Here is a 19,711-nt window from a genome sequence, read left to right as displayed (position 1 = left end):
CTGTCCAGGGTAGACGCACCCCTTCCCCGCACCCGAGGGGCAGAAGTGGCCACTTCTGCCCCTCGGGGGCTCAGGCGATCCCGGGGAAGAAGAGCGCGATCTCCCGGGCCGCGGACTCCGGGGAGTCCGAGCCGTGCACGATGTTGGACTGCACCTCGAGGGCGAAGTCGCCGCGGATGGTGCCGGGTTCGGCCTTCACCGGGTCGGTCGCGCCGGCGAGGGCGCGGAACGCCTCGATGGCGCGCGGTCCCTCGACGACCAGGGCCACCAGCGGTGCGCTGGTGATGAACTCCACGAGCGAGCCGAAGAACGGCCGCTCGCGGTGCTCGGCGTAGTGGGTCTCGGCGACCTCGGCGGTCAGGGTGCGCAGCTCGGCGGCGACCAGGCGCAGGCCCTTGGCCTCCAGCCGGGCGATCACCTGACCGACGAGGCCGCGGGCGACGCCGTCGGGCTTGACGAGGACGAGCGTGCGTTCAGCGTTGGGTGCGGACACGGTGCGGCAGCGTACGGGAAGTCCCATGTCAACTGCGGTTGACAAGAAGGGGAACGTCAACCAATGTTGACGTCATGGCCGGACCCACCACCGACGTGACCACCGCGGCCGCCGCCGACGACCCAGCGGTCGGGCTGCGCGCCATCCGTGCCCTCCGCGAGCTCGCCGACCGCCTGGAGGTCCTCCAGGTCGGCAACGCCCGGGGACGCGGCTGGTCGTGGCAGCAGATCGCCGAGGCACTCGGCGTCACCCGGCAGGCCGTCCACAAGAAGCACGCCCGCAGCAGGAAGGACGACTGAGGTGTTCGAACGCTTCACACAAGAGGCCCGGCGCGTGGTCGTCGGCGCCCAGGGCGAGGCCCGCGAGCTGCGCGCCGAGAAGATCGAGCCGGTGCACCTCCTCCTGGCACTCACCGAGGACGACGGTCGGGGCGGTGCCGCGCTGCGCGCGTGCGGCGTCGACCACGAGTCGGCCCGGTCCGCCGTCGCCCGGGCCGGGAGCCCGCTGGACGCCGACGCCCTGGCCGCGTTCGGGATCGACCTGGAGCAGGTTCGCGCCGCGGCCGAGGCGGCGTTCGGGCCGGGTGCGCTCGAGCAGAGCCGGCCCGAGCCCGGCGGGCACATCCCCTTCGCCGACGGGAGCAAGCGCGCCCTGGAGGAGTCGCTGCGCGCCGTCCTGCGCCGCGGCCGCCGCCGGGGCGGGGCGATCGACAGCGGGCACGTGCTGCTCGGCGTCCTCGCGGTGGCCGACCCGCTGGTGCAGCGGGTGCTGGCCGACCTCGGGGTGGCCCCCGGGTCGCTCGAGGGACAGCTCGGCGACTCGTCCGCCGCCTGATCCCGGCGCCTGAGGTCAGCCCGCCGCCGGCGGATCGGCCGGCGGCGGGCCGAACGGGCTGCCGACCAGCTCCTTGCGGATCTGCAGGAGGTACAGCCAGATCAGCACGAACACCCCGCCGACCAGCCACATCACCGGGCCGAGCAGGCCGGTCAGCAGCAGCGGTACCTGCAGCGCCGTGCCGACGACCAGGCCCTCCGGACGCCGCTGCACCCCGCTGGCCAGCACCAGCAGCGCTGCGAGCGTGATGAGGAGGACCAACCGGGTGGTCGTCAGCCCCTCGCCGGTCTGGGCGATGCCGCGCGGCACGAACAGGACGGCGATGCCCTCCAGCAGCAGGACCGCCGCGGCGCCCCCGCCGAGGGCGCGGGCGGCCCGGGGCTTGTCCGGCGAGGTCACGAGCGCCGGCCGGCCAGCAGCGTGCGGGCCTCCCCCGCGGTGATGACGCTGCCGGTGACCAGCACGCCGGATCCGCCCAGGGCGTCGTCCGGGCCGGCCTCGGCCAGCTCGATCGCCGACTCCAGGGCCTCGGGCAGCAGCGGGTGCACGCTGACCCGGTCCGCGCCGAACACGTCGACCGCCAGGGCGCCCAGCTCGTCGGCGGGCAGGGCGCGGGTGGAGCTGTTCTGCGTCACGACGAGCTCGGCGCACAGCGGCTCCAGTGCCTCGAGGATGCCGCTCACGTCCTTGCCGCGGACGCAGCCGACGACGCCGACCAGCCGGGTGAAGTCGAAGGACTCCCGGACCGCCTCGACGGTCGCGGCCATCCCCGCCGGGTTGTGCGCGGCGTCCACCAGCACGGCCGGGGAGCTGCGCACACGCTCCAGGCGGCCGGGCGAGCGGACGGCGGCCAACGCGTCCCGGACGACGTCCTGGGCGACCGGCCCGCTGGCCGCCCCGGCACCGAGGAACGCCTCCACCGCGGCGAGCGAGACCGCGGCGTTCTGCGCCTGGTGCGCCCCGAACAGCGGCAGGTAGACCTCGTCGTACTCGCCGCCGAGCCCCTGCAGGCGCACCTGCTGACCGCCGACGGCGACCCGCCGCTCCAGCACGCCGAACTCGGTGCCCTCCCGGGCGACGGTGGCCTCGACCTCGATCGCCCGGCGCACCAGGGCCTCTAGGGCGCCGGCCGGCTGGTGGGCGAGCACCGCGATCGACTCGGGCTTGATGATCCCGGCCTTCTCGCCGGCGATCGTGGCGACGTCGGGGCCGAGGTACTCGGCGTGGTCCAGCGCCACCGGGGTGACGACGGCGACCTTCGCGTCCACCACGTTCGTGGCGTCCCAGGTGCCGCCCATGCCCACCTCGACCACGGCGACGTCCACCGGGGTCTCGGCGAACGCGGCGTAGGCCAGCGCGACCATGACCTCGAAGAACGACATCGGGACATCGCTGCCGGCGTCGACCATCTGCACGTAGGGCGCGACGTCGTCGTGCACCTCGACGAAGCGCTCGGCGCTGATCGGCTCCCCGTCGATCACGATCCGCTCGCGGATCGACTCCAGGTGCGGGCTGGTGAACCGGCCGACCCGAAGCCCGAAGCCGCGCAGCAGCTCGTCGATCATCCGGGCCGTCGTCGTCTTCCCGTTCGTGCCGGTGACCTGGACGACGGGGAACGCGCGGTGCGGCGAGCCCAGCAGGTCGACCAGCGCGGTGATGCGGGCGAGCGAGGGCTGCAGCCGGCTCTCGGGCCAGCGCGCGAGGAGCGCCTGCTCGACCCTGGCCAGCTCGGGGCCCCCGGCTGCCTGCCCTGGGGAAGTGGAGGTGCTCATCGCTCCTAGGATGCCAGTCATGGTCACCGACACCCGCGCCCCGGACAGCACCGCCCCGGGACCGACGGGCGCCGTACCCGACAAGCCCTCCCTGGACGGCCTCGAGGACAAGTGGGTCGCCCGCTGGGCCACCGAGGACACCTACGGTTTCGACCGGGCGGCCGCGCTGGCGGCCCCCCGCGGGGACACCTTCGCCATCGACACCCCGCCGCCGACGGCCAGCGGGTCACTGCACGTCGGGCACGTGTTCAGCTACACGCACACCGACCTCGTGGCCCGCTACCAGCGGATGCGTGGGCGGCACGTCTTCTACCCGATGGGCTGGGACGACAACGGGCTGCCGACCGAGCGCCGGGTGCAGAACTACTACGGCGTCCGCTGCGACCCCTCGCTCCCCTACGACCCGGGGTTCCAGCCGCCGGCCAAGCCCGGCAAGGACCAGCAGCCGATCTCCCGGCGCAACTTCGTCGAGCTGTGCGAGCGCCTCACCGCCGTCGACGAGGCCGCCTTCGAGGAGCTGTGGCGTCGGGTCGCGCTGTCGGTGGACTGGAACAACGTCTACCGGACCATCTCCGGGACCTCCCGGGCCACCGCCCAGCGGATGTTCCTGCACAACCTGGCGCGCGGCGAGGCCTACGCCCAGGAGGCCCCGACCCTCTGGGACGTCACCTTCCGCACCGCGGTGGCCCAGGCCGAGCTCGAGGACCGGGAGCGCCCCGGCGCCTACCACCGGATCTCGTTCCACTCCGCGAACGGCCCGGTGTTCATCGAGACCACCCGCCCCGAGCTGCTGCCGGCGTGCGTCGCGCTGGTCGCCCACCCTGACGACGAGCGCTACCAGCCGTTGTTCGGGCAGACCGTGCGGACGCCGCTGTTCGAGGTCGAGGTGCCCGTGGTGGCGCACCGGCTGGCCGAGCCGGACAAGGGCTCGGGCATCGCGATGATCTGCACCTTCGGCGACCTCAACGACGTCACCTGGTGGCGGGAGCTGCAACTGCCCACCCGCCCGGTGGTGGGCTGGGACGGCCGGCTGGTTGCCGAGCCGCCGGCCGGGGTGCCCGACCAGCCGTACGCCGAGCTGGCCGGCAAGACCGTGTTCAGCGCGCAGCAGCGGATCGTGGAGCTGCTGCGCGAGTCCGGCGACCTGCAGGGTGACCCGACGCCAATCACCCACCCGGTGAAGTTCTTCGAGAAGGGCGAGCGCCCGCTGGAGATCGTCACTACGCGGCAGTGGTACATCCGCAACGGCGGCCGGGACGCCGACCTCCGGGAGGTGCTGGTCGCCCGCGGCCGGGAGATCCAGTGGATCCCCGATCACATGCGGCACCGGTACGAGAACTGGGTCGAGGGCCTCAACGGCGACTGGCTGATCAGCCGCCAGCGGTTCTTCGGCGTCCCCTTCCCGGTCTGGTACCGGCTCGACGCCGAGGGCGAGCCTTCGTACGACGACCCGATCCTGGCGCCCGAGTCGGCCCTGCCGGTCGACCCGTCCTCGGACGTGCCGGAGGGTTTCACCGAGGCCGACCGCGGCGTGCCCGGGGGCTTCATGGCCGACCCGGACGTCATGGACACCTGGGCCACCTCGTCGCTGTCCCCGCAGGTCGCCTCCGGCTGGGACACCGACCCGGAGCTGTTCGCGCACGTGTTCCCGATGGACCTGCGCCCGCAGGCGCACGACATCATCCGGACCTGGCTGTTCTCCACCGTCGTCCGGTCGCACTACGAGTTCGGCACCGTGCCGTGGTCGCACGCGGCGATCTCCGGGTTCGTGGTCGACCCCGACCGCAAGAAGATGTCCAAGTCCAAGGGCAACGCGACCACGCCGCTGGACGTGCTGGATCGCTACGGCTCCGACGCGGTGCGCTGGCGGGCCGCCGGTGCCCGGCCGGGGGCGGACTCGCCGTTCGACGAGGCGCAGATGAAGGTCGGCCGCCGGCTGGCCATCAAGATCCTCAACGTCGGGAAGTTCGTGCTCGGGCTCGGCGCCTCGGCAGGGCTGTCGGCCGAGCAGGTCACCGAGCCGATCGACCGGGGACTGCTGGCCACGCTGGCGTCGGTGGTCGAGGAGGCCACCGCGGCGATGGAGGCCTACAACTACACCCGGGCCCTGGAGGTCAGCGAGGCGTTCTTCTGGTCGTTCTGCGACGACTACGTGGAGCTGGTGAAGTCCCGCGCCTATTCGACCGGGGACGCCGCCCGCTCGGCCCAGGCGACGCTGGCGCTGGCGCTGTCGGTGCAGCTGCGGCTGTTCGCGCCGGTGCTGCCCTTCGTCACCGAGGAGGTCTGGTCGTGGTGGCAGAGCGGCTCGGTGCACCGCGCGCTGTGGCCCACGGCTGCTGAGCTGCCGGCCGGCGGGGACCCCGCGGTGCCCGCGGTGGCCGCCGAGGCGCTGGCCGCGGTGCGCAAGGCCAAGTCGGAGGCCAAGCAGTCGATGCGGGCCGACGTCGCCACGGCCACGGTGACCGCCCCGGAGGCGCAGGTGGCGCTGGTCGAGGCGGCCCGGGTCGACCTCACCTCCGCCGGGCGGATCGCCTCGCTGAGCGTGGTCGCCGGCGAGGGGCCGCTGACCGTCGACGTCGTCCTCGCGGAGCCCTCGGAGGCCTGACCCCCCGGTCTCACGGAGTGCGCTGAGGCCGGGTTCCCCGCCGACGAACCCGGCCTCAGCGCGCTCCGAACAGCTGCTGCCGGGCTCGGTGGGCGGCAACGACGTCACGGCGGCACGCCTCCGGCTCCCCGGTCAGGCGCGCGTAGCTGAACCGGAGCGTCTGCCAGCCCACGGTGGCGAGCAACGCATCCCGGCGGATGTCCTGCTCGCGTTGCCGACGGGACCCGTGCCAGGCGGCGCCGTCCAGCTCGACGGCCTGGAGGACCTCCTCGTACGCGGCGTCCAGGTCGAACCGCTCCCCCGCCACCACCACGCGGCACTGCTGCACGAACCGGGGCATCCCCGGGGTCCGCAGCACGTGCAGGCATCCCCAGACCTCCAGCTCGCTGCGACACCCGGCGGCGAGCAGATCCACCAGCCCGGCGAGCTCCGCACGGGCACGCAGTCGCGGTCGCCGGGCCAGCTCGGCCGCGAGGTCGGCCGGCCAGCAGAGCCGTCGACGGACGGCGTCGATCGCTGCGGCCCGCACCGCGGCGCGCGGCAACCCACCGGTCAGTGCCCAGGAGTCGACCACGGCGCGCTCGGCGCACGTCACCGGGATGCCGTCGACCCGCCGCATGACGTCCCGCACGTCGGGAGCCCGGTGCAGCACCACTCCGGCTGAGCCGCGCGCACTGCGCCCGGGCTCGACGGTCAGGTGGACCGGGTCGGTCGGCGGCGGCACGAGCTCCCACAGCGCCAGCGCCGTCCGGTGGCTGACCACGCCGTCCCGGGTGCGCGCGATCGCCGCCACCCTCGTCCGCCACCGACCGGCCGCGGCCGGCGTCGCGTAGAGCGCGGGCTGCAGCCGGACCAGCCGGCCGGTGGCCACCCAGGCGTCCACCGTCCCGCGGTCCACCCGGCGGACCAGCTCCGCACGGGTGGCCCAGCCAGCCGGCCCCACCACTGCATCGAGGTCCCGGGCCACCGGAAGATCTTGCGACCACACAGCAACGGAGGTCGGGGCCGCGTGGATCTGTGGACAGCGCCGCAGCGTGTGCGCTCAGGCCGGGTTCTGCGTGCAGAACCCCGGCCTCAGCGCACGCCGTAGCGGCAGCTGGCGGTCAGCCGGCGGCGCCGGGGGCGGGCTCGAACGTCACCGTGACGTCCTCCACCCCGAGCGAACCGGCCAGGGTGGTGAGCATCGTCCGGGTGTTGTCCTCCGCGCGGTCCTGCAGGTCACTTTCCGCGGCCGCAGCGGCCAGCCGCTGCTCGGCCTCGGCGTAGAGCGCGCTGTCGTCGACCGGGTCGTCCTCAATCGCGTCGCCCACCCGCTCCAGGAGCCCGCGGTCACGGTCGAGCACCCGGCTCTCGGTCGGATCCACCCGCGGCTCCGCCAGCCGCGGCGCCGGCAGCACGATCGTCGCCGACCCACCGTCCGCCGACAGCGTCACGCGGTCCGCGCCCAGGTCCTCCAGGTCGACGTAGGCGTCGACGGTCCCGGTGGCCAGCAGGGTCGTCCGCTCGCCGCTGATCACCGAGGGGACGTGGGGGGTGTCGCGCTCCTGGTCGATCACGACCTGGAAGGTGCCGGTCGCGGCGTGGTACTCGTGCAGGTCGTCGAGGGCCAGCAGCAACGGGGTCGTGCTGCGGTCGACGACCTCCTGCCCGAGCGGGTCCCATCCGGTGAACCGGTCGACCGCGAGCCCGGCGAGCGGAACAGCGAGAGCCACGCCGACCCCCGCCGCGAGGAGACGCCGACCGCGCGGCCGGCGCCGCCGGGTCGCGACCTCGCCCTGGACGTCTCGGTCCTGCAGCAGCATCGGCATCACGCGTTCTCCTGCTCGCTCGGGGGTCTCCCGTTACAGCAGAGTGTGCGCCACCTGTGTTCCCACGCCAGCGGCGTTTCGCACCGGACCCCAGGAACGCGAACGGCCCGCTCCCCTGGTGGGGACCGGGCCGTTCGACGGGGTCAGCGGGAGTTCAGGCCGACTTCTCCCGCGGGGCGCGGGCCGGCTTGCGGGGCACGATCGTCGGGTTGACGTGCTCCAGGACGACGTCCTTGGTGATGACGACGGTGGCGACGTCGTCCCGGCTGGGGACGTCGTACATCACCGACTGGAGCACCTCCTCCATGATCGCCCGCAGGCCTCGGGCGCCGGTGCCGCGGAGGATCGCCTGGTCCGCGATGGCCTCGAGCGCGTCGTCGGTGAACTCCAGCTCCACCCCGTCCAGCTCGAACAGCCGCCGGTACTGGCGCACCAGGGCATTCTTCGGCTCGGTGAGGATGTTGATCAGCGCCTCGCGGTCCAGCTTCTGCACGCTGGTGATCACCGGCAGCCGGCCGATGAACTCGGGGATCATCCCGAACTTCAGCAGGTCCTCGGGCATGACCTCGGCGAAGGCGTTGGCCTCCTCGATCTCGGCCTTGCCGCGGACCTCGGCGCCGAAGCCGATGCCCTGCTTGCCGGTCCGCTGCTCGATGACCTTGTCCAGGCCGGCGAACGCGCCACCGACGATGAACAGCACGTTGGTGGTGTCGATCTGGATGAACTCCTGGTGCGGGTGCTTGCGGCCGCCCTGCGGGGGCACGGACGCCGTCGTCCCCTCGAGGATTTTCAGCAGCGCCTGCTGCACGCCCTCCCCGGACACGTCGCGGGTGATCGACGGGTTCTCGCTCTTGCGGGCGATCTTGTCGACCTCGTCGATGTAGATGATCCCGGTCTCGGCGCGCTTCACGTCGTAGTCAGCGGCCTGAATGAGCTTGAGCAGGATGTTCTCGACGTCCTCACCGACGTAGCCGGCCTCGGTCAGCGCGGTGGCGTCGGCGATCGCGAAGGGCACGTTCAGCATCCGGGCCAGCGTCTGCGCGAGGTGGGTCTTGCCGCACCCGGTGGGGCCCATCAGCAGGATGTTGGACTTGGCCAGCTCGACGCCCTCGTCGCGGGTACGCTCGCCGCCGGCCTGGATCCGCTTGTAGTGGTTGTAGACGGCGACGGCGAGGGTGCGCTTGGCCTTGTCCTGGCCGATCACGTACTGCTCGAGGAAGGCGTGGATCTCCTTCGGCTTCGGCAGCTCGTCGAACTTGAGGTCCGACGACTCCGAGAGCTCCTCCTCGATGATCTCGTTGCAGAGGTCGATGCACTCGTCGCAGATGTAGACCCCGGGGCCAGCGATGAGCTTCTTGACCTGCTTCTGGCTCTTTCCGCAGAAAGAGCACTTGAGCAGGTCGCCGCTCTCACCGATACGTGCCACCTGGCTGACCTCCAGATCGGGTGGGGACGACGCCGTCGTCCCCTGTACGTGCTTGCGTGGTGCCCTGTCGACGCCCTGTTCCAGGCATCCCATCGTCCCTGCGGTGACAACCCTGCGGTAGTGACCGGGGAATCGGGCGTTCGCCGAACCTACCCGGCGGGACCGACCTTCTCGGGGATGAACTCACCCCGGTCGTCCGGCCCGTAACACCCGCCCCGGCTCTCCCGTGGCACTGCCGGCCGCAGCGCCGCGGTTGGGTGAACGGTACGGGCCGAGGACGCGACACGCGCGGCCTCGGCCCGTCCCGGTCGCTTCCTCAGGCCGGGAGCGCGTTGAGCTTCCGGCTCGCGATGACCTCGTCGACGATCCCGTAGTCCTTCGCCTGCTGGGCGGTGAGGATCTTGTCGCGGTCGATGTCCTTGCGGACCTGCTCCTGGCTCTGGCCGGTGTGCCGGGCCAGGATCTGCTCCATCTGGGTGCGCACCCGCTCGATCTCCGCGGCGTGGATCTCCAGGTCGGTGACCTGGCCGCCGGCCTCGCCCGAGGGCTGGTGGATGAGCACGCGCGAGTACGGCAGCGCCAGCCGCTTGCCCGGCGTCCCCGCCGCGAGCAGGACGGCGGCCGCGGAGGCGGCCTGGCCCATGCAGACGGTCTGGATGTCGGGGCGGACGAACATCATCGTGTCGTAGATCGCGGTGAGCGCCGTGAACGAGCCACCGGGCGAGTTGATGTAGATCGTGATGTCGCGGTCGGGGTCGTTGGACTCCAGCGTGATCAGCTGGGCCATCACGTCGTTGGCGGAGGCGTCGTCGATCTGCACCCCGAGGAAGATGATCCGCTCCTCGAAGAGCTTGTTGTACGGGTTGCTCTCCTTCATGCCGTAGCTCGTGCGCTCCACGAAGGAGGGCAGGATGTACCGGCTGGAAGGCATCTGGAAGTCGCTCATCGTCACTTCTCCGGTCCGTCGGTGACCGGGTTGTCGGTCTCGGTCATGGTCTCGGCGCGGGTCACCACGTGGTCGACGAACCCGTACTCGAGGGCCTCCTTCGCGGTGAACCAGCGGTCGCGGTCGGAGTCCTCGGCGATGCGCTCGACCGGCTGACCGGTGTGCAGCGCCTGCAGCTCGTTGAGCTCGAGCTTGGTGCGCCGGAACAGGTCGGCCTGGATGGCGATGTCGGCCGCGGTGCCGCCGACGCCGGCGGAGGGCTGGTGCATCATGATCCGCGCGTGCGGCAGGGCGTAGCGCTTGCCCTTGGTGCCCGCGGTGAGCAGGAACTGGCCCATCGAGGCGGCCAGGCCCATCCCGTAGGTGGCGACGTCGCAGTCGATGAACTGCATCGTGTCGTAGATGGCCATGCCGGCGCTGACCGAGCCGCCGGGCGAGTTGATGTACAGGTGGATGTCGCGCTTGGGGTCCTCGGCGGACAGCAGCAACATCTGGGCGCACAGTTGGTTGGCGATCGGGTCGTCGACCTGGCTACCCAGGAAGATGATCCGCTCGCGGAGCAGGCGCTCGTAGACCGAGTCGTTGAGGTTCATCCCCCCGGCGGACGCACGCAGCAGCGGCGTGCTCGCCAGGTACGGGTCAGTGGTGCTCACGGGTTCGGTGACCTCCGTAGGACTGCGCGGCAGTCTGTGTCGTGGAACGGGTGGGTCGGGGACTCGGGTGCGCTCGACGTCCTCGCCGACGAGGCGGGCGCCGGGGGCGTCCGGACTCGGGTGCGGTGATGGCGTCGGTGTCACGTCGACCCTAACGCGCACCCCCGACCCATCTTCCCGGTCGGGGCCGGTGTTCGCCGTGGGCGCATCCGGGTCGCGCGTCGTGCGGCCGGGAACGACGACGCCGCCCGCACCCGGGGAGGGTGCGGGCGGCGTCGAGGGGGTGGGTCAGGCCTTGTCGGCGACCGGGGCGGCGTCCTCGTCGGTGTCGGCGACGGCCGCGTCGGTGGCCTCGACCTCGGTGGCCTCGGCGGCCGTCGGGTCCTCGCCCTCGTCGTCCTCGGCCTCGTCTGCCTCGGCGTCGTCGCCTGCCGACACGGTCTTCGGGCGCAGTGCCTCCAGGTCGACGACGTTGCCCGAGGCGTCGGTGATCGTCGCCTCCTCGAGCAGCTGGGCCAGCGCCTTGGTGCGGCGGACGTCGGCGACGAAGTCGGCGATGTTGCCGCCCTGCTGCAGCTGCTGGGCGTACTGCTCCGGGCTCATCCGGTTGCGCTGGGCCTGAGCCATGATCTGCGCCGAGAGATCCTCGTTGTCGACGGTGACCTCGCGGGCGTCGGCGATCGCGTCGAGCAGGAACTGGGTCTTGACCGCGCGCTCGACGTTCTCCCGGGTCTCGGCGTCGTAGGCCTCACGGCTCTCGATGCCGGCGGCGGAGAAGTAGGCGTCCCAGTCCATGCCGGCCTGCTCGAGCTCGCGCTCCATGGCCTGGCTGCGCCACGAGAGCTCCTGCTCGACGAGCTTCTCCGGCACCGGGATCTCGGTGGCCTCGAGCAGCTGCTCGACCAGCTTGTCGCGGGCCTGGGCGCCCTGCTGCAGGACCTTGGTGCGGGCGAGCCGGGTGCGGACGTCGTCGCGCAGCTCGTCGAGGGTGTCGAACTCGCTGGCCATGGTGGCGAACTCGTCGTCCAGCTCGGGCAGCTCCTTGGCCTTCACCGACCGGACGGTCACGGTGACCTCGGCCTCCTCGCCGGCGTTCGGGCCGGAGAGCAGCGGGGTGGTGAAGGTGGCGGTGCCGTCGGCGGACAGCCCGCGGACGGCGTCGTCCAGGCCAGCCATCAGGTTGCCGGAGCCGACCTCGTAGGACATGCCGGTGGTGCTGCCGTCCTCGAGGACCTCGCCGTCGAGCGTGGCCTCGAGGTCGATGGAGACATAGTCGCCGTCCCCGGCCGCGCGCTCGACGCCGGAGAGGGTGGCGAAGCGCTCGCGCATGACGGAGACCTGCTGGTCGATCTCCTCGTCGGTGACCTCGACGTCCTCGACGGTCACGGCCAGGGAGTCGAGCACGGGCAGCTCGAGCTGCGGGGCGACGTCGACCTCGGCGGTGAAGGTCAGGGACTCGCCGTCCTCGAGGCGGGTGACCTCGACCTCGGGCTGGCTGATGACGCGGACCTGGTTCTCCCGCACGGCCTCGGAGTAGACCTCCGGAACGGCGTGCTGGACGACCTGCTCGAGGACGGCGGGACGGCCGACGCGCTGGTCGAGGACCCGGTTCGGGACCTTGCCGGGGCGGAAGCCCGGGACGCGCACCTGGTTGCGGAGCTCCTTGTAGACCTCACCGAAGGCGTGGTCGAGGTCGCTCCACGGCACCTCGATCGCGAGCCGGACCCGGGTCGGGCCCAGGTTCTCGATGGTGCTCTTCACAGCGCGGCGCTCCTCATGACGGGTACAGACGGTGGGAGGCGACACCCGACGGGTGCCGCAGCTCCTCACGAGTCTAGATACGTCTCTCGACGGTCGGGGTGGCGGGATTTGAACCCACGGCCCCCCGCTCCCAAAGCGGGTGCGCTACCAAGCTGCGCCACACCCCGTGGCGGGCTGAGTGTAGGCACCAGGTCGTGCCGGTACCCTGTCCAGGCACCCTCGGGTGCACGCGGGTGTAGCTCAATGGCAGAGCCCCAGCCTTCCAAGCTGGCCATGCCGGTTCGATCCCGGTCACCCGCTCCACGCGTTTTCGCAGGTCAAAGGCCTATTAGCCGAGCTGGAGAAGGTCTGAAGGACCCTCCGGACGGCCCGCTTGAACCCATTCAGGACCGCTGTTTTCCGCTGCGTGGGTCATGAATGGGTCACGCCGGGCGGCTGGACACGCCAGCTGAAAGCCTTGATCGTTCCTCCGGAGCGCCTCACCGTGATCACGACTGGTCACGCGGCGACCTGGAGGCCCTACCGAGCGGCGATTCGCCCAACGGTCTCCTCCACCGGCACCTTGAGGCGCTCGGCTGCGGCGCGGCTGTAGTTGACGACGGCAAGGACGTCATTCCGCAACGGGGTCTTCCACCGGCCGACGTCACTGGCAAGATCCGGCTGCAGGCCGCCATGTATGCAGACGGCGGCGTAGAGCGCGTACTGGCTGTTGCGCTGCTCGACCCCGCCGCGGAACGTCAGCTCCGGCAGCAACTCCCAGCGTCTGGCCGCGGCTGGCTACGTCCCCGGGTCCGGCGGCAGTCTCCGCGAGGCGACGCTTGCTCACGATCCCAGCTACGAGGAGTGCGGCCGGCTCACCCTCGACGGCCAGGAGTGCCGGGTCATCGGCAAGGGCATCGGCATGCGCAGGCACCGCGCTGACGACGAGCAGCACCAGCCGGACGTGAGCTGATCGAGACTTCACTTTCCCCGGCCCGCGGGGTCACCCATTCACTCGACAGCAGTGGCTCAATCGACGCCGCAAGTGCTGCTCGCCGTCGAGGAGGACGTCGACGGCCTGCGCGATGCGGGAGGCGCTGCCCAGCCACCCGGCGATGCAGAGCAAGCGCACCGATGACCAGCTGCAGTACATCGAGCGGGTGCACCAGTACGTCGACAAGGTCACTCTGCCACTGGTCCCCGGGATCGAGCAGAACGCCCTCTAGGTACACGCCTTGTTTGCTGCCAGCGCGCGCCCCGCTCGAGCCTCCCCCATTACGTGAGTGCTGGCCAGTTCCCTCGCCAGCTCCCTGACGGTCACCATCGCCGAGACCGCTCTGCGGCGGCGGGTCACCCCGCGCGTCGGCCGTCTGAACCTCGATTGCCGGCCGTCCGCGCGTGGCGACGGACAACGAGGGCAAACTACGGCGGTGACGCGGCGCAGGGCCGCGTGTGAAGGAGCTCGCGACGCACTCCCGCCGATAGGCTCAGCCTTCGGCTCGTCTATCGGCAAGCTGTTAACACTGGACGCTCTGGAGGTTGTGATCAACAGGGCGGCTGCAACGCGCGTGGGAGCCATCTTCCTCAGTGCGATCGCCTTCAACCTGCTGTCCGACCAGTTCGAGGTCTCCGCTCCCCTGGTGATGCTTCTCGCCTTCGTCGCTTTGCTGTTGCTCCTCGTTGTTGAGTCGCAGCCAAGATCGTCGAATGGCGCATCGGACCTGAGTCGCCACCTTCTATCGGAAACCAGCAAGAACTTGTTGGTCTTCAGCCTGTCATCGATGCTGCTCGGCGCGGTCGTGGGAGGCGTATGGGTGCTCCCTATTTGGAAGTCTCGGGAAATCAATCCGCCGCTGGTCGAGGGCTTCTTTCACAACTACGAACTGGGGGCCACTCTTTTTATAGCGGCCCTTGGCTGTCTGGCCGCCGTGCGGGGGCGCCCGCCAGCCGACTGGCTGGTCTTCTTGACGGCTGCTATAACGGGGATGACCCTCGCCATCGTTTCTTTGAAGCCAGTCAATGACTTCCTGTCAACGTTTCTCGGGTGGTGGACCGTAGCCGCTCTAGCAACTCTGACCGTGGCCTTCTTTCCGGAGATCTTTCGACTGTTCCGCGCCTTCTGGGGCGCCCGAAGCGAGCAAGGACGTTCTTTGTTTCTTTCCCCGGAGGAGTCAGAGTCGGTCCCTCCGGCAGTCGGCACGACCGTCGAACGGGAGACGGACGACCCCGCTAACATCTCACAGGGTGGAGGTAACCTCATAAAACGGTCGGAGCCTGGCCGTCCGTGAGTGGGGTCGAGCCGGACGGGTCCACAAATCCAAGCCCAGGACATCCGCGAGCGGCTCAAACCCCCGACAACGCCTTCAGCGCCCTGCTCGCCCTGGCCGTGCCCAAGCACGTCCACGAGGTGGAGCAGCGGACGGCCAAGGACACCCGGCGTCGACGCCCTCGGTAGCCGTACGCTGGCGTTCCGCTACCTACCGAACGAGGTGCTGTGCTCGACATACCGAAGGGCCAAGCCCTCCGAGACCCTGCCGAGCTGAAGAGGCTGGTCGAGGCGGTGGTGGCCGCCGGCGAGCACGACGAGAGCCGCAGCGTCGAGTGGAAGAGCAGCCTCGACCTCAACAGCAAGGAAGCGGCCTTCTCGATCGCTCGCACCATCCTGGGCATGGCCAACCGTCACGTCGCCCAAGCAGCGGCGGAGTTCGGTGGCGTCGGTTACATGGTCGTCGGCGCCGAGCCGGGCAACCTGGTAGGGATCGAGACCATCGACGGCGTCGACCTCGCCAACAAGCTGAGCCCCTACCTGGGTGTGCGCCACCCGCAGTGGTCGCCGCAGTACATCACCGTGGAAGGCAAGCAAGTCCTGGTCATCGCGATCGAGCCACCTCAGTGGGGCGACGACATCTGGCAGCTTCGTCAGGCATACCACGGCAAGAGGATCACTCCGGCCGGGACGATCTTCGTCCGTGGTCCCGCCAACACGGCTCCTCATACCGCCGCGGATCTCGACATGCTGCAGGAGCGCCTTGCCCGGCGACCTGCGGAGGTCGCTCAACTAAACCTCGCTGTGTCGCATAGGGGAAGTCCAGCGCTGCGCCTCCAGTTCGCTCCCGACGCCGAGGACAAGTGGATCCACCGGCGAGGCGAGATCATGAGCATGCAAGACAGGTCACGTGAGGCTCTGCGAGCTATCGCCGACCACCTCTCTGAGACGCGGAAGCGACTGCTCCAGGTGTACATGACGCGTGTGGCGAACCAAAGCACATCACTCGTCGTGGAGGTAAGGAACCCAGATGTTCGCAACCTCCCCCGCGTTCAGATGGTGCTGCGCACCACCGATCCGGCAGTAGCTTGGGCCATACACGGAGGCGAAGGTTTCCACACCACGCTCCCCCGAGAGCCAGATCGACCGGGCAGGATATTCCCTTTCGTGCCACCTCTTACAGATTTCGACATTGACCCCATCGACACGGGGTCCCGCTGGGTCCAGGTCGACATGTCGCAACCGGGGCCGCCGGTTATTCGCTTGCTCATCGATGACCTGCGCCCATTGGGGCACGAGAAGTCGTCCGCTTTCCACATCTTTGTGACTCCCGATGCTGGAGACACGATCTCCTTCGACTACGAAATAACATCGACGGGCGTCGATGCAGTGCAGACGGGGAAACTCACCATCCCCGTGGCACCCAAGGTCATGAGGCTCTTGGACGTCCTGCCTGTCGACGAGGGTTTGCAGCAGTGGGCGTAGAGTGATCTTGTGGGCTATCCGAGCACCTTCTTTCTTTTCGGAGAAGGGCACCCTGCGATGTGGCCTCGCCGCACGACGGTCAAGTATCGGCGTCAAATTTGGCGATCCTACGGACGCCAAGACGGTCGACGATGGCAACGAGGAACGCATCGGTACCGCCAGAGCGAAGGTCGGCGGACTGCTCAACCAGCTCCTCCATGCGGGCGCAGTCCTCGGTGGTTAGATCGGCCAGGAGCAATGCCCCCGACTCGCAGTCGTGCAGGACGGACGCCCTAGCGACTGGTCCTCCCCACTCCTCAGCCGGTAGCAGACCTCGGGCACAACGGTTGGCAGGACGTTCACAGGACCCGGCAGAGTCTCGAGCAGTCGACTGCCGCACGCTGGTTGGTAGCTGCGGCTCAGGCAGCGGCTACCGGGAGGTTGATACCAGGATCACTCTCGGTCGAAGCCCCGCTCCAGGTTCTCATCTGTCCGTTCGGATAAGTGTGATGGACCGCCGTCCACGCAGCCGATGAAGCCGAGGCGGCATGAGGGGCTCCTTCGACGCCGGCTCATGCACGTCCCGCGTCTACTCGTCAGGTGTCTGCACGATGTGGAACCGGCTCCGTGTGACGAAGGCTGGGAGCCTTGCCGCTGGGCGCTGCCACGTATCCGGCCACCGTCACTGACGGCGCGCAACCCACCTCGGAGGCCATCGCCCTCATTGACAACGGCGTCTGACAGCATCCATGTGGGACAGCTGACGGCGAGTCCCATACGGACAGTTGCTCGGGGGGACGATCAGTGCGTCTTGTTGATCACTTAGAAGCCGCTACAGCCGCCCTGGCCAGCCGCCTCGATGAGCTTGAGCTGCAGGGATACGACGACGAGGACGTCGGGTCGGTCGCCCGCGACGGTGCTGCTCTTTGGGAGAGAAGCCTCAAGGCGAGCGAACAAACGTGGGCCACCAGCAGGGCCTCCCTACACCGCATGGCTGAAGACCTGCGTAATCGCGAATGGCACCGCACTGACGCGGTTCATGTCCTGCGAGAAGCCGCCAATGCCGACAAGCATGAGAGCGCGCCTTCTCACAATCTGAGAGCCATCCGCGATGCCCTCAGAGAGCTATCGGCGGCGGCTCAGCCGTTAGCGGCAATCCTGCCGGATATCGCCATGCCAACGCCCGAGCGACTTCGACAGAGACGCATAGTCTGCGCGATTTACGAACACTTCCACACTGGCGAGACGGAGTACTCGTTTCTAGCCGCTGGACCTAGGGACACATGGATGACTGTTCGGCAGATCGACACATTTCAAGTGAAGAACAGGCACAGTTGGGTCATCGAGAAGGAGCTTGCACGATTCGCCGACTGGGAAGCTAACCCACCGGGACTCGCGGAACTTAGGGCCTCCTTGCTGGAATCCGACAATGAGCTCTTCCGCATCGCCGAGTTCACCGCATCCTATACCGAGGTCCATGAACTCATGGCACCCTATCAGCACGACATGCCGATTCTCGGAGGCTTGCATCGCGAGGATTACACTCACAATCTTGTGGCGAGCGCCGTCGCAGCCTTCATAGGAGGCGCCAATGAAGCCATCGTGGTCGGCCGGCACGACAAGCGCACCCAACAGCTCAGCGCTCGCGTTGCGACACTGTTGACGCAAGTTTCTACTAGTGCAGGTCGCCTGCGTCTCGATCGCTGCGATCAAACGGTCTTCCAGGCAGCCTTGCCCAGCGCTCTTGTCGCGGATGCAGAACTCGGGTTATTGGTACAGCGCAATGCAGTCGTGCTGGTTCTAGCCTGAGACACATGACCCATACTCAAGGTGGGCTGCGAGTGAAATTTCTTCGTCAGCGAAGGTGGGTTTGCAAGGATGTTTGACGGCGGAGACTACGGACTGAGATGGCCCGTTGACCTGTTCCAAAGGGAGCTAGCCGAGCTAGTCAATGCCAAAGGAAAGCTCCGCGCCGACGACTGGAGTGACCGCTGCGTACTCTTGCTTGAGGATGCCTTCCTCGGCGGTGCGCCAAGCAACGACTTCACCAGTCGCGCTCGGTCCGGTTTCGGCCAAAATCCGCGTGGGGTTGACGAGCAGCGTGCTTTTCTCGTGAACCTCCTCCGACGAGCACCCCAGCTTCCCGAGGCGAGCACGCGCCCCCCTTACTGGTCGGAGCGACGCAAAGGTCGTGTCGCTGGCCGCCTGCCGATGGCGTCAGTTGTTAGAGAGTACGCGCGGTTGGTGAACGAGTTGGACAAGCGCGGATACTTCGAGATGGCCTTCGGCAAGGACTGTGTCGACGACCCCGCTGGAGATCCGTCGTATATCCTAGAGTCGGAGTTGGGAGTCACAAAGCTTTGGCCCTTACGGATTGAGCGACTTGTCGAAGACACCGACACCTTTTTCGACGTCATCGAAGTGCTGCATGACCAAGTCTCGCGACCGCGAATGCGGCAGTTGCACAGCTACGGCGGGTGCGGTTGGCACCACAGCGACTTCTCAATCGACTCTGGACGGCGTCTTTATGTTTGGCAAGTCAATCAACTCTTGGATCGCGGCGACTTAAGTCTAAGACTGGCGGAGGATGGCGAGGACAGCGGCCGCCTCATTGCAGCAACGGACGACGCTCGCGCCGAACTGAGCCACGTCATGGCCGCGCGCACTGATGAGTCGACCGGCGACCGCGTTAGGCACGCGATGGCCCTCTTCCGCGCCCGCGGCGCCACCGAACACGACAAGCGCTCCGCAGTTCTCGTCCTGGCGGGAGTACTAGAAGAGCGCAAGGCGGTCCTCAAAGCCGAACTACTGAGCAAGGACGAGGACGCGCTGTTTATGATCGCCAATCGATTTGCTATTCGTCACAACAGGGCCGATCAGCAGTCGAATTACGATCCGGTTTTCCTCGACTGGCTCTTCTGGTGGTACCTCGCAACGGTGGAGCTAACTGATCGCCTGCTTGCGCGCACTTCCTCCTGACCGTATCTTGATATATACATTCCTGCATCGGCTTAGTGGTCCACGCGGGTCGCTCGCGACCGTCTTGCCTAGGTCTCCACCCGAACCGTCAAGCGAGGAACCATACATCACAAGCGTCAAGAGTCCCGATCCATCAGACCGACGCTCAGCCGGCACGACAGGCGTCCCCCCACCTTGTTGATATCGACGGGCAAGCCAGAGCGGCCGATCCTGTACATCGGCATTGGACGGCTCCGGCGCGGTGAACTGACGGTCGACGAGGTCGTCATCCGCTAGGCGGCCTTGCGGTTTAGGCCCGCTACTCGGCGAGGACTGACCAGATCCGCTGCTGCGCGCACAGCCGGGCGACCCCATTAGTCCGGCCCGGGGACCTCGGAGCCTGTCCCTTGAGCCGCTTTGGGGGACACCTCGGTTCGCCGAACGACAAGCTCGCTAACCCACCCGAGCGTTCGCGCGACCGACTTCACGCACCCACCCAGGGCTCGCTGGCAGCACTGGAGACATGCAAGATCAAGAGCGACACACCTCCTCCATCTCGGCGACAGGGACGGCGGCGACGAAGGAGGTTCGCTTCCCCCGCAGGGCGCCAAGCCCTACCCCCACCGCCGCTGCCCCGATCTACTCGTCACAACGAGTCGCTGGCCCGACAGTGCATGAGGTGTATCGGTTGGCGATCTTGGATCGCCGCGCTTGGGGATGAGAATGCGGGGGCCGTCCGGCGACGT

General features: G+C 68.8%; 18 protein-coding genes and 2 tRNA genes. 10 read left to right on the top strand and 10 right to left on the bottom strand.

Annotation, left to right across the window (positions count from 1 at the left end):
* Positions 1–70: 70 nt before the first annotated feature.
* On the bottom strand, positions 71–493 hold the full coding sequence (gene ndk / locus HK417_RS16790; protein WP_308123652.1) for a nucleoside-diphosphate kinase: 423 nt from the start codon (positions 491–493) through the stop codon (positions 71–73).
* 74 nt (positions 494–567) lie between these two features.
* On the opposite strand from ndk, the gene HK417_RS16785 reads away from it, so the two are divergent.
* Together HK417_RS16785 and HK417_RS16780 are read left to right on the top strand one after the other, a co-directional pair.
* Positions 568–792 carry an RNA polymerase subunit sigma-70 gene (locus HK417_RS16785; RefSeq protein ID WP_222268532.1) on the top strand — a complete coding sequence of 75 codons (225 nt, stop codon included), beginning with the start codon at positions 568–570 and terminating at the stop codon, positions 790–792.
* Between the two features lies 1 nt (position 793).
* Positions 794–1,327 (top strand): Clp protease N-terminal domain-containing protein, encoded by a 534-nt coding sequence (locus tag HK417_RS16780; protein WP_222268530.1) that lies wholly within the window; start codon positions 794–796, stop codon positions 1,325–1,327.
* Between the two features lie 15 nt (positions 1,328–1,342).
* On the opposite strand, the gene HK417_RS16775 is transcribed toward HK417_RS16780, so the two are convergent.
* Positions 1,343–1,726, bottom strand: coding sequence for a DUF4233 domain-containing protein (locus tag HK417_RS16775; protein WP_222268528.1), 384 nt, complete (start codon positions 1,724–1,726; stop codon positions 1,343–1,345).
* The gene (locus HK417_RS16770) at positions 1,723–3,099 is read right to left on the bottom strand and encodes a bifunctional folylpolyglutamate synthase/dihydrofolate synthase (protein ID WP_222268526.1); all 1,377 of its coding nucleotides are present in this window, start codon (positions 3,097–3,099) and stop codon (positions 1,723–1,725) included. Before HK417_RS16770 ends, HK417_RS16775 begins: the two co-directional genes overlap by 4 nt.
* Before the next feature lie 19 nt (positions 3,100–3,118).
* Here HK417_RS16770 and valS point away from each other — a divergent pair, with 19 nt between their 5' ends.
* Positions 3,119–5,704 (top strand): valine--tRNA ligase, encoded by a 2,586-nt coding sequence (gene valS / locus HK417_RS16765; protein WP_222268524.1) that lies wholly within the window; start codon positions 3,119–3,121, stop codon positions 5,702–5,704.
* Between the two features lie 55 nt (positions 5,705–5,759).
* On the opposite strand, the gene HK417_RS16760 is transcribed toward valS, so the two are convergent.
* From HK417_RS16760 to HK417_RS16730, 7 genes are all read right to left on the bottom strand, one after another.
* Entirely contained in the window at positions 5,760–6,671 is a 912-nt protein-coding gene (locus HK417_RS16760) for a DUF559 domain-containing protein (protein WP_222268523.1), read from the bottom strand.
* 136 nt (positions 6,672–6,807) lie between these two features.
* Positions 6,808–7,512 (bottom strand): DUF4230 domain-containing protein, encoded by a 705-nt coding sequence (locus HK417_RS16755; RefSeq protein ID WP_222268521.1) that lies wholly within the window; start codon positions 7,510–7,512, stop codon positions 6,808–6,810.
* 154 nt (positions 7,513–7,666) lie between these two features.
* Entirely contained in the window at positions 7,667–8,938 is a 1,272-nt protein-coding gene (clpX, locus tag HK417_RS16750; RefSeq protein WP_222268519.1) for an ATP-dependent Clp protease ATP-binding subunit ClpX, read from the bottom strand.
* 316 nt (positions 8,939–9,254) lie between these two features.
* Complete coding sequence (locus HK417_RS16745; RefSeq protein WP_222268517.1) at positions 9,255–9,884, bottom strand: ATP-dependent Clp protease proteolytic subunit; 630 nt, start codon at positions 9,882–9,884, stop codon at positions 9,255–9,257.
* A 2-nt stretch (positions 9,885–9,886) separates the two neighbouring features.
* Positions 9,887–10,537, bottom strand: a complete 651-nt coding sequence (locus tag HK417_RS16740) for an ATP-dependent Clp protease proteolytic subunit (RefSeq protein ID WP_439957929.1) — start codon at positions 10,535–10,537, stop codon at positions 9,887–9,889.
* Between the two features lie 288 nt (positions 10,538–10,825).
* Positions 10,826–12,298, bottom strand: coding sequence for a trigger factor (gene tig, locus HK417_RS16735; RefSeq protein ID WP_222268515.1), 1,473 nt, complete (start codon positions 12,296–12,298; stop codon positions 10,826–10,828).
* Between the two features lie 93 nt (positions 12,299–12,391).
* Positions 12,392–12,465, bottom strand: a tRNA-Pro gene (locus HK417_RS16730).
* A 62-nt stretch (positions 12,466–12,527) separates the two neighbouring features.
* Here HK417_RS16730 and HK417_RS16725 point away from each other — a divergent pair.
* The 7 genes from HK417_RS16725 (at position 12,528) to HK417_RS16695 (ending at position 18,986) form a co-directional block, all read left to right on the top strand.
* Positions 12,528–12,601 (top strand) — tRNA-Gly (locus tag HK417_RS16725).
* A gap of 406 nt (positions 12,602–13,007) precedes the next feature.
* Positions 13,008–13,250: a hypothetical protein gene (locus HK417_RS16720; protein ID WP_222268513.1), complete on the top strand. Its 243-nt coding sequence runs from the start codon at positions 13,008–13,010 to the stop codon at positions 13,248–13,250.
* Between the two features lie 112 nt (positions 13,251–13,362).
* Positions 13,363–13,503, top strand: coding sequence for a hypothetical protein (locus HK417_RS16715; protein ID WP_222268510.1), 141 nt, complete (start codon positions 13,363–13,365; stop codon positions 13,501–13,503).
* A gap of 57 nt (positions 13,504–13,560) precedes the next feature.
* Positions 13,561–14,565: a hypothetical protein gene (locus HK417_RS16710; protein ID WP_222268508.1), complete on the top strand. Its 1,005-nt coding sequence runs from the start codon at positions 13,561–13,563 to the stop codon at positions 14,563–14,565.
* 206 nt (positions 14,566–14,771) lie between these two features.
* Complete coding sequence (locus HK417_RS16705) at positions 14,772–16,028, top strand: AlbA family DNA-binding domain-containing protein (RefSeq protein WP_222268506.1); 1,257 nt, start codon at positions 14,772–14,774, stop codon at positions 16,026–16,028.
* A gap of 969 nt (positions 16,029–16,997) precedes the next feature.
* A complete protein-coding gene (locus HK417_RS16700; RefSeq protein ID WP_222268504.1) occupies positions 16,998–17,816 on the top strand; it encodes a hypothetical protein in 819 nt (272 codons plus the stop codon).
* A gap of 435 nt (positions 17,817–18,251) precedes the next feature.
* Positions 18,252–18,986: a hypothetical protein gene (locus HK417_RS16695; protein WP_222268502.1), complete on the top strand. Its 735-nt coding sequence runs from the start codon at positions 18,252–18,254 to the stop codon at positions 18,984–18,986.
* Positions 18,987–19,711: the final 725 nt, after the last annotated feature.

This window comes from Modestobacter marinus (assembly GCF_019799945.1).
GTDB classification, from domain to species: Bacteria; Actinomycetota; Actinomycetes; order Mycobacteriales; family Geodermatophilaceae; genus Modestobacter; species Modestobacter marinus_B.
Note: the sequence above shows the minus strand (reverse complement) of the source record. Positions and strands in the feature narration are given on the sequence as shown.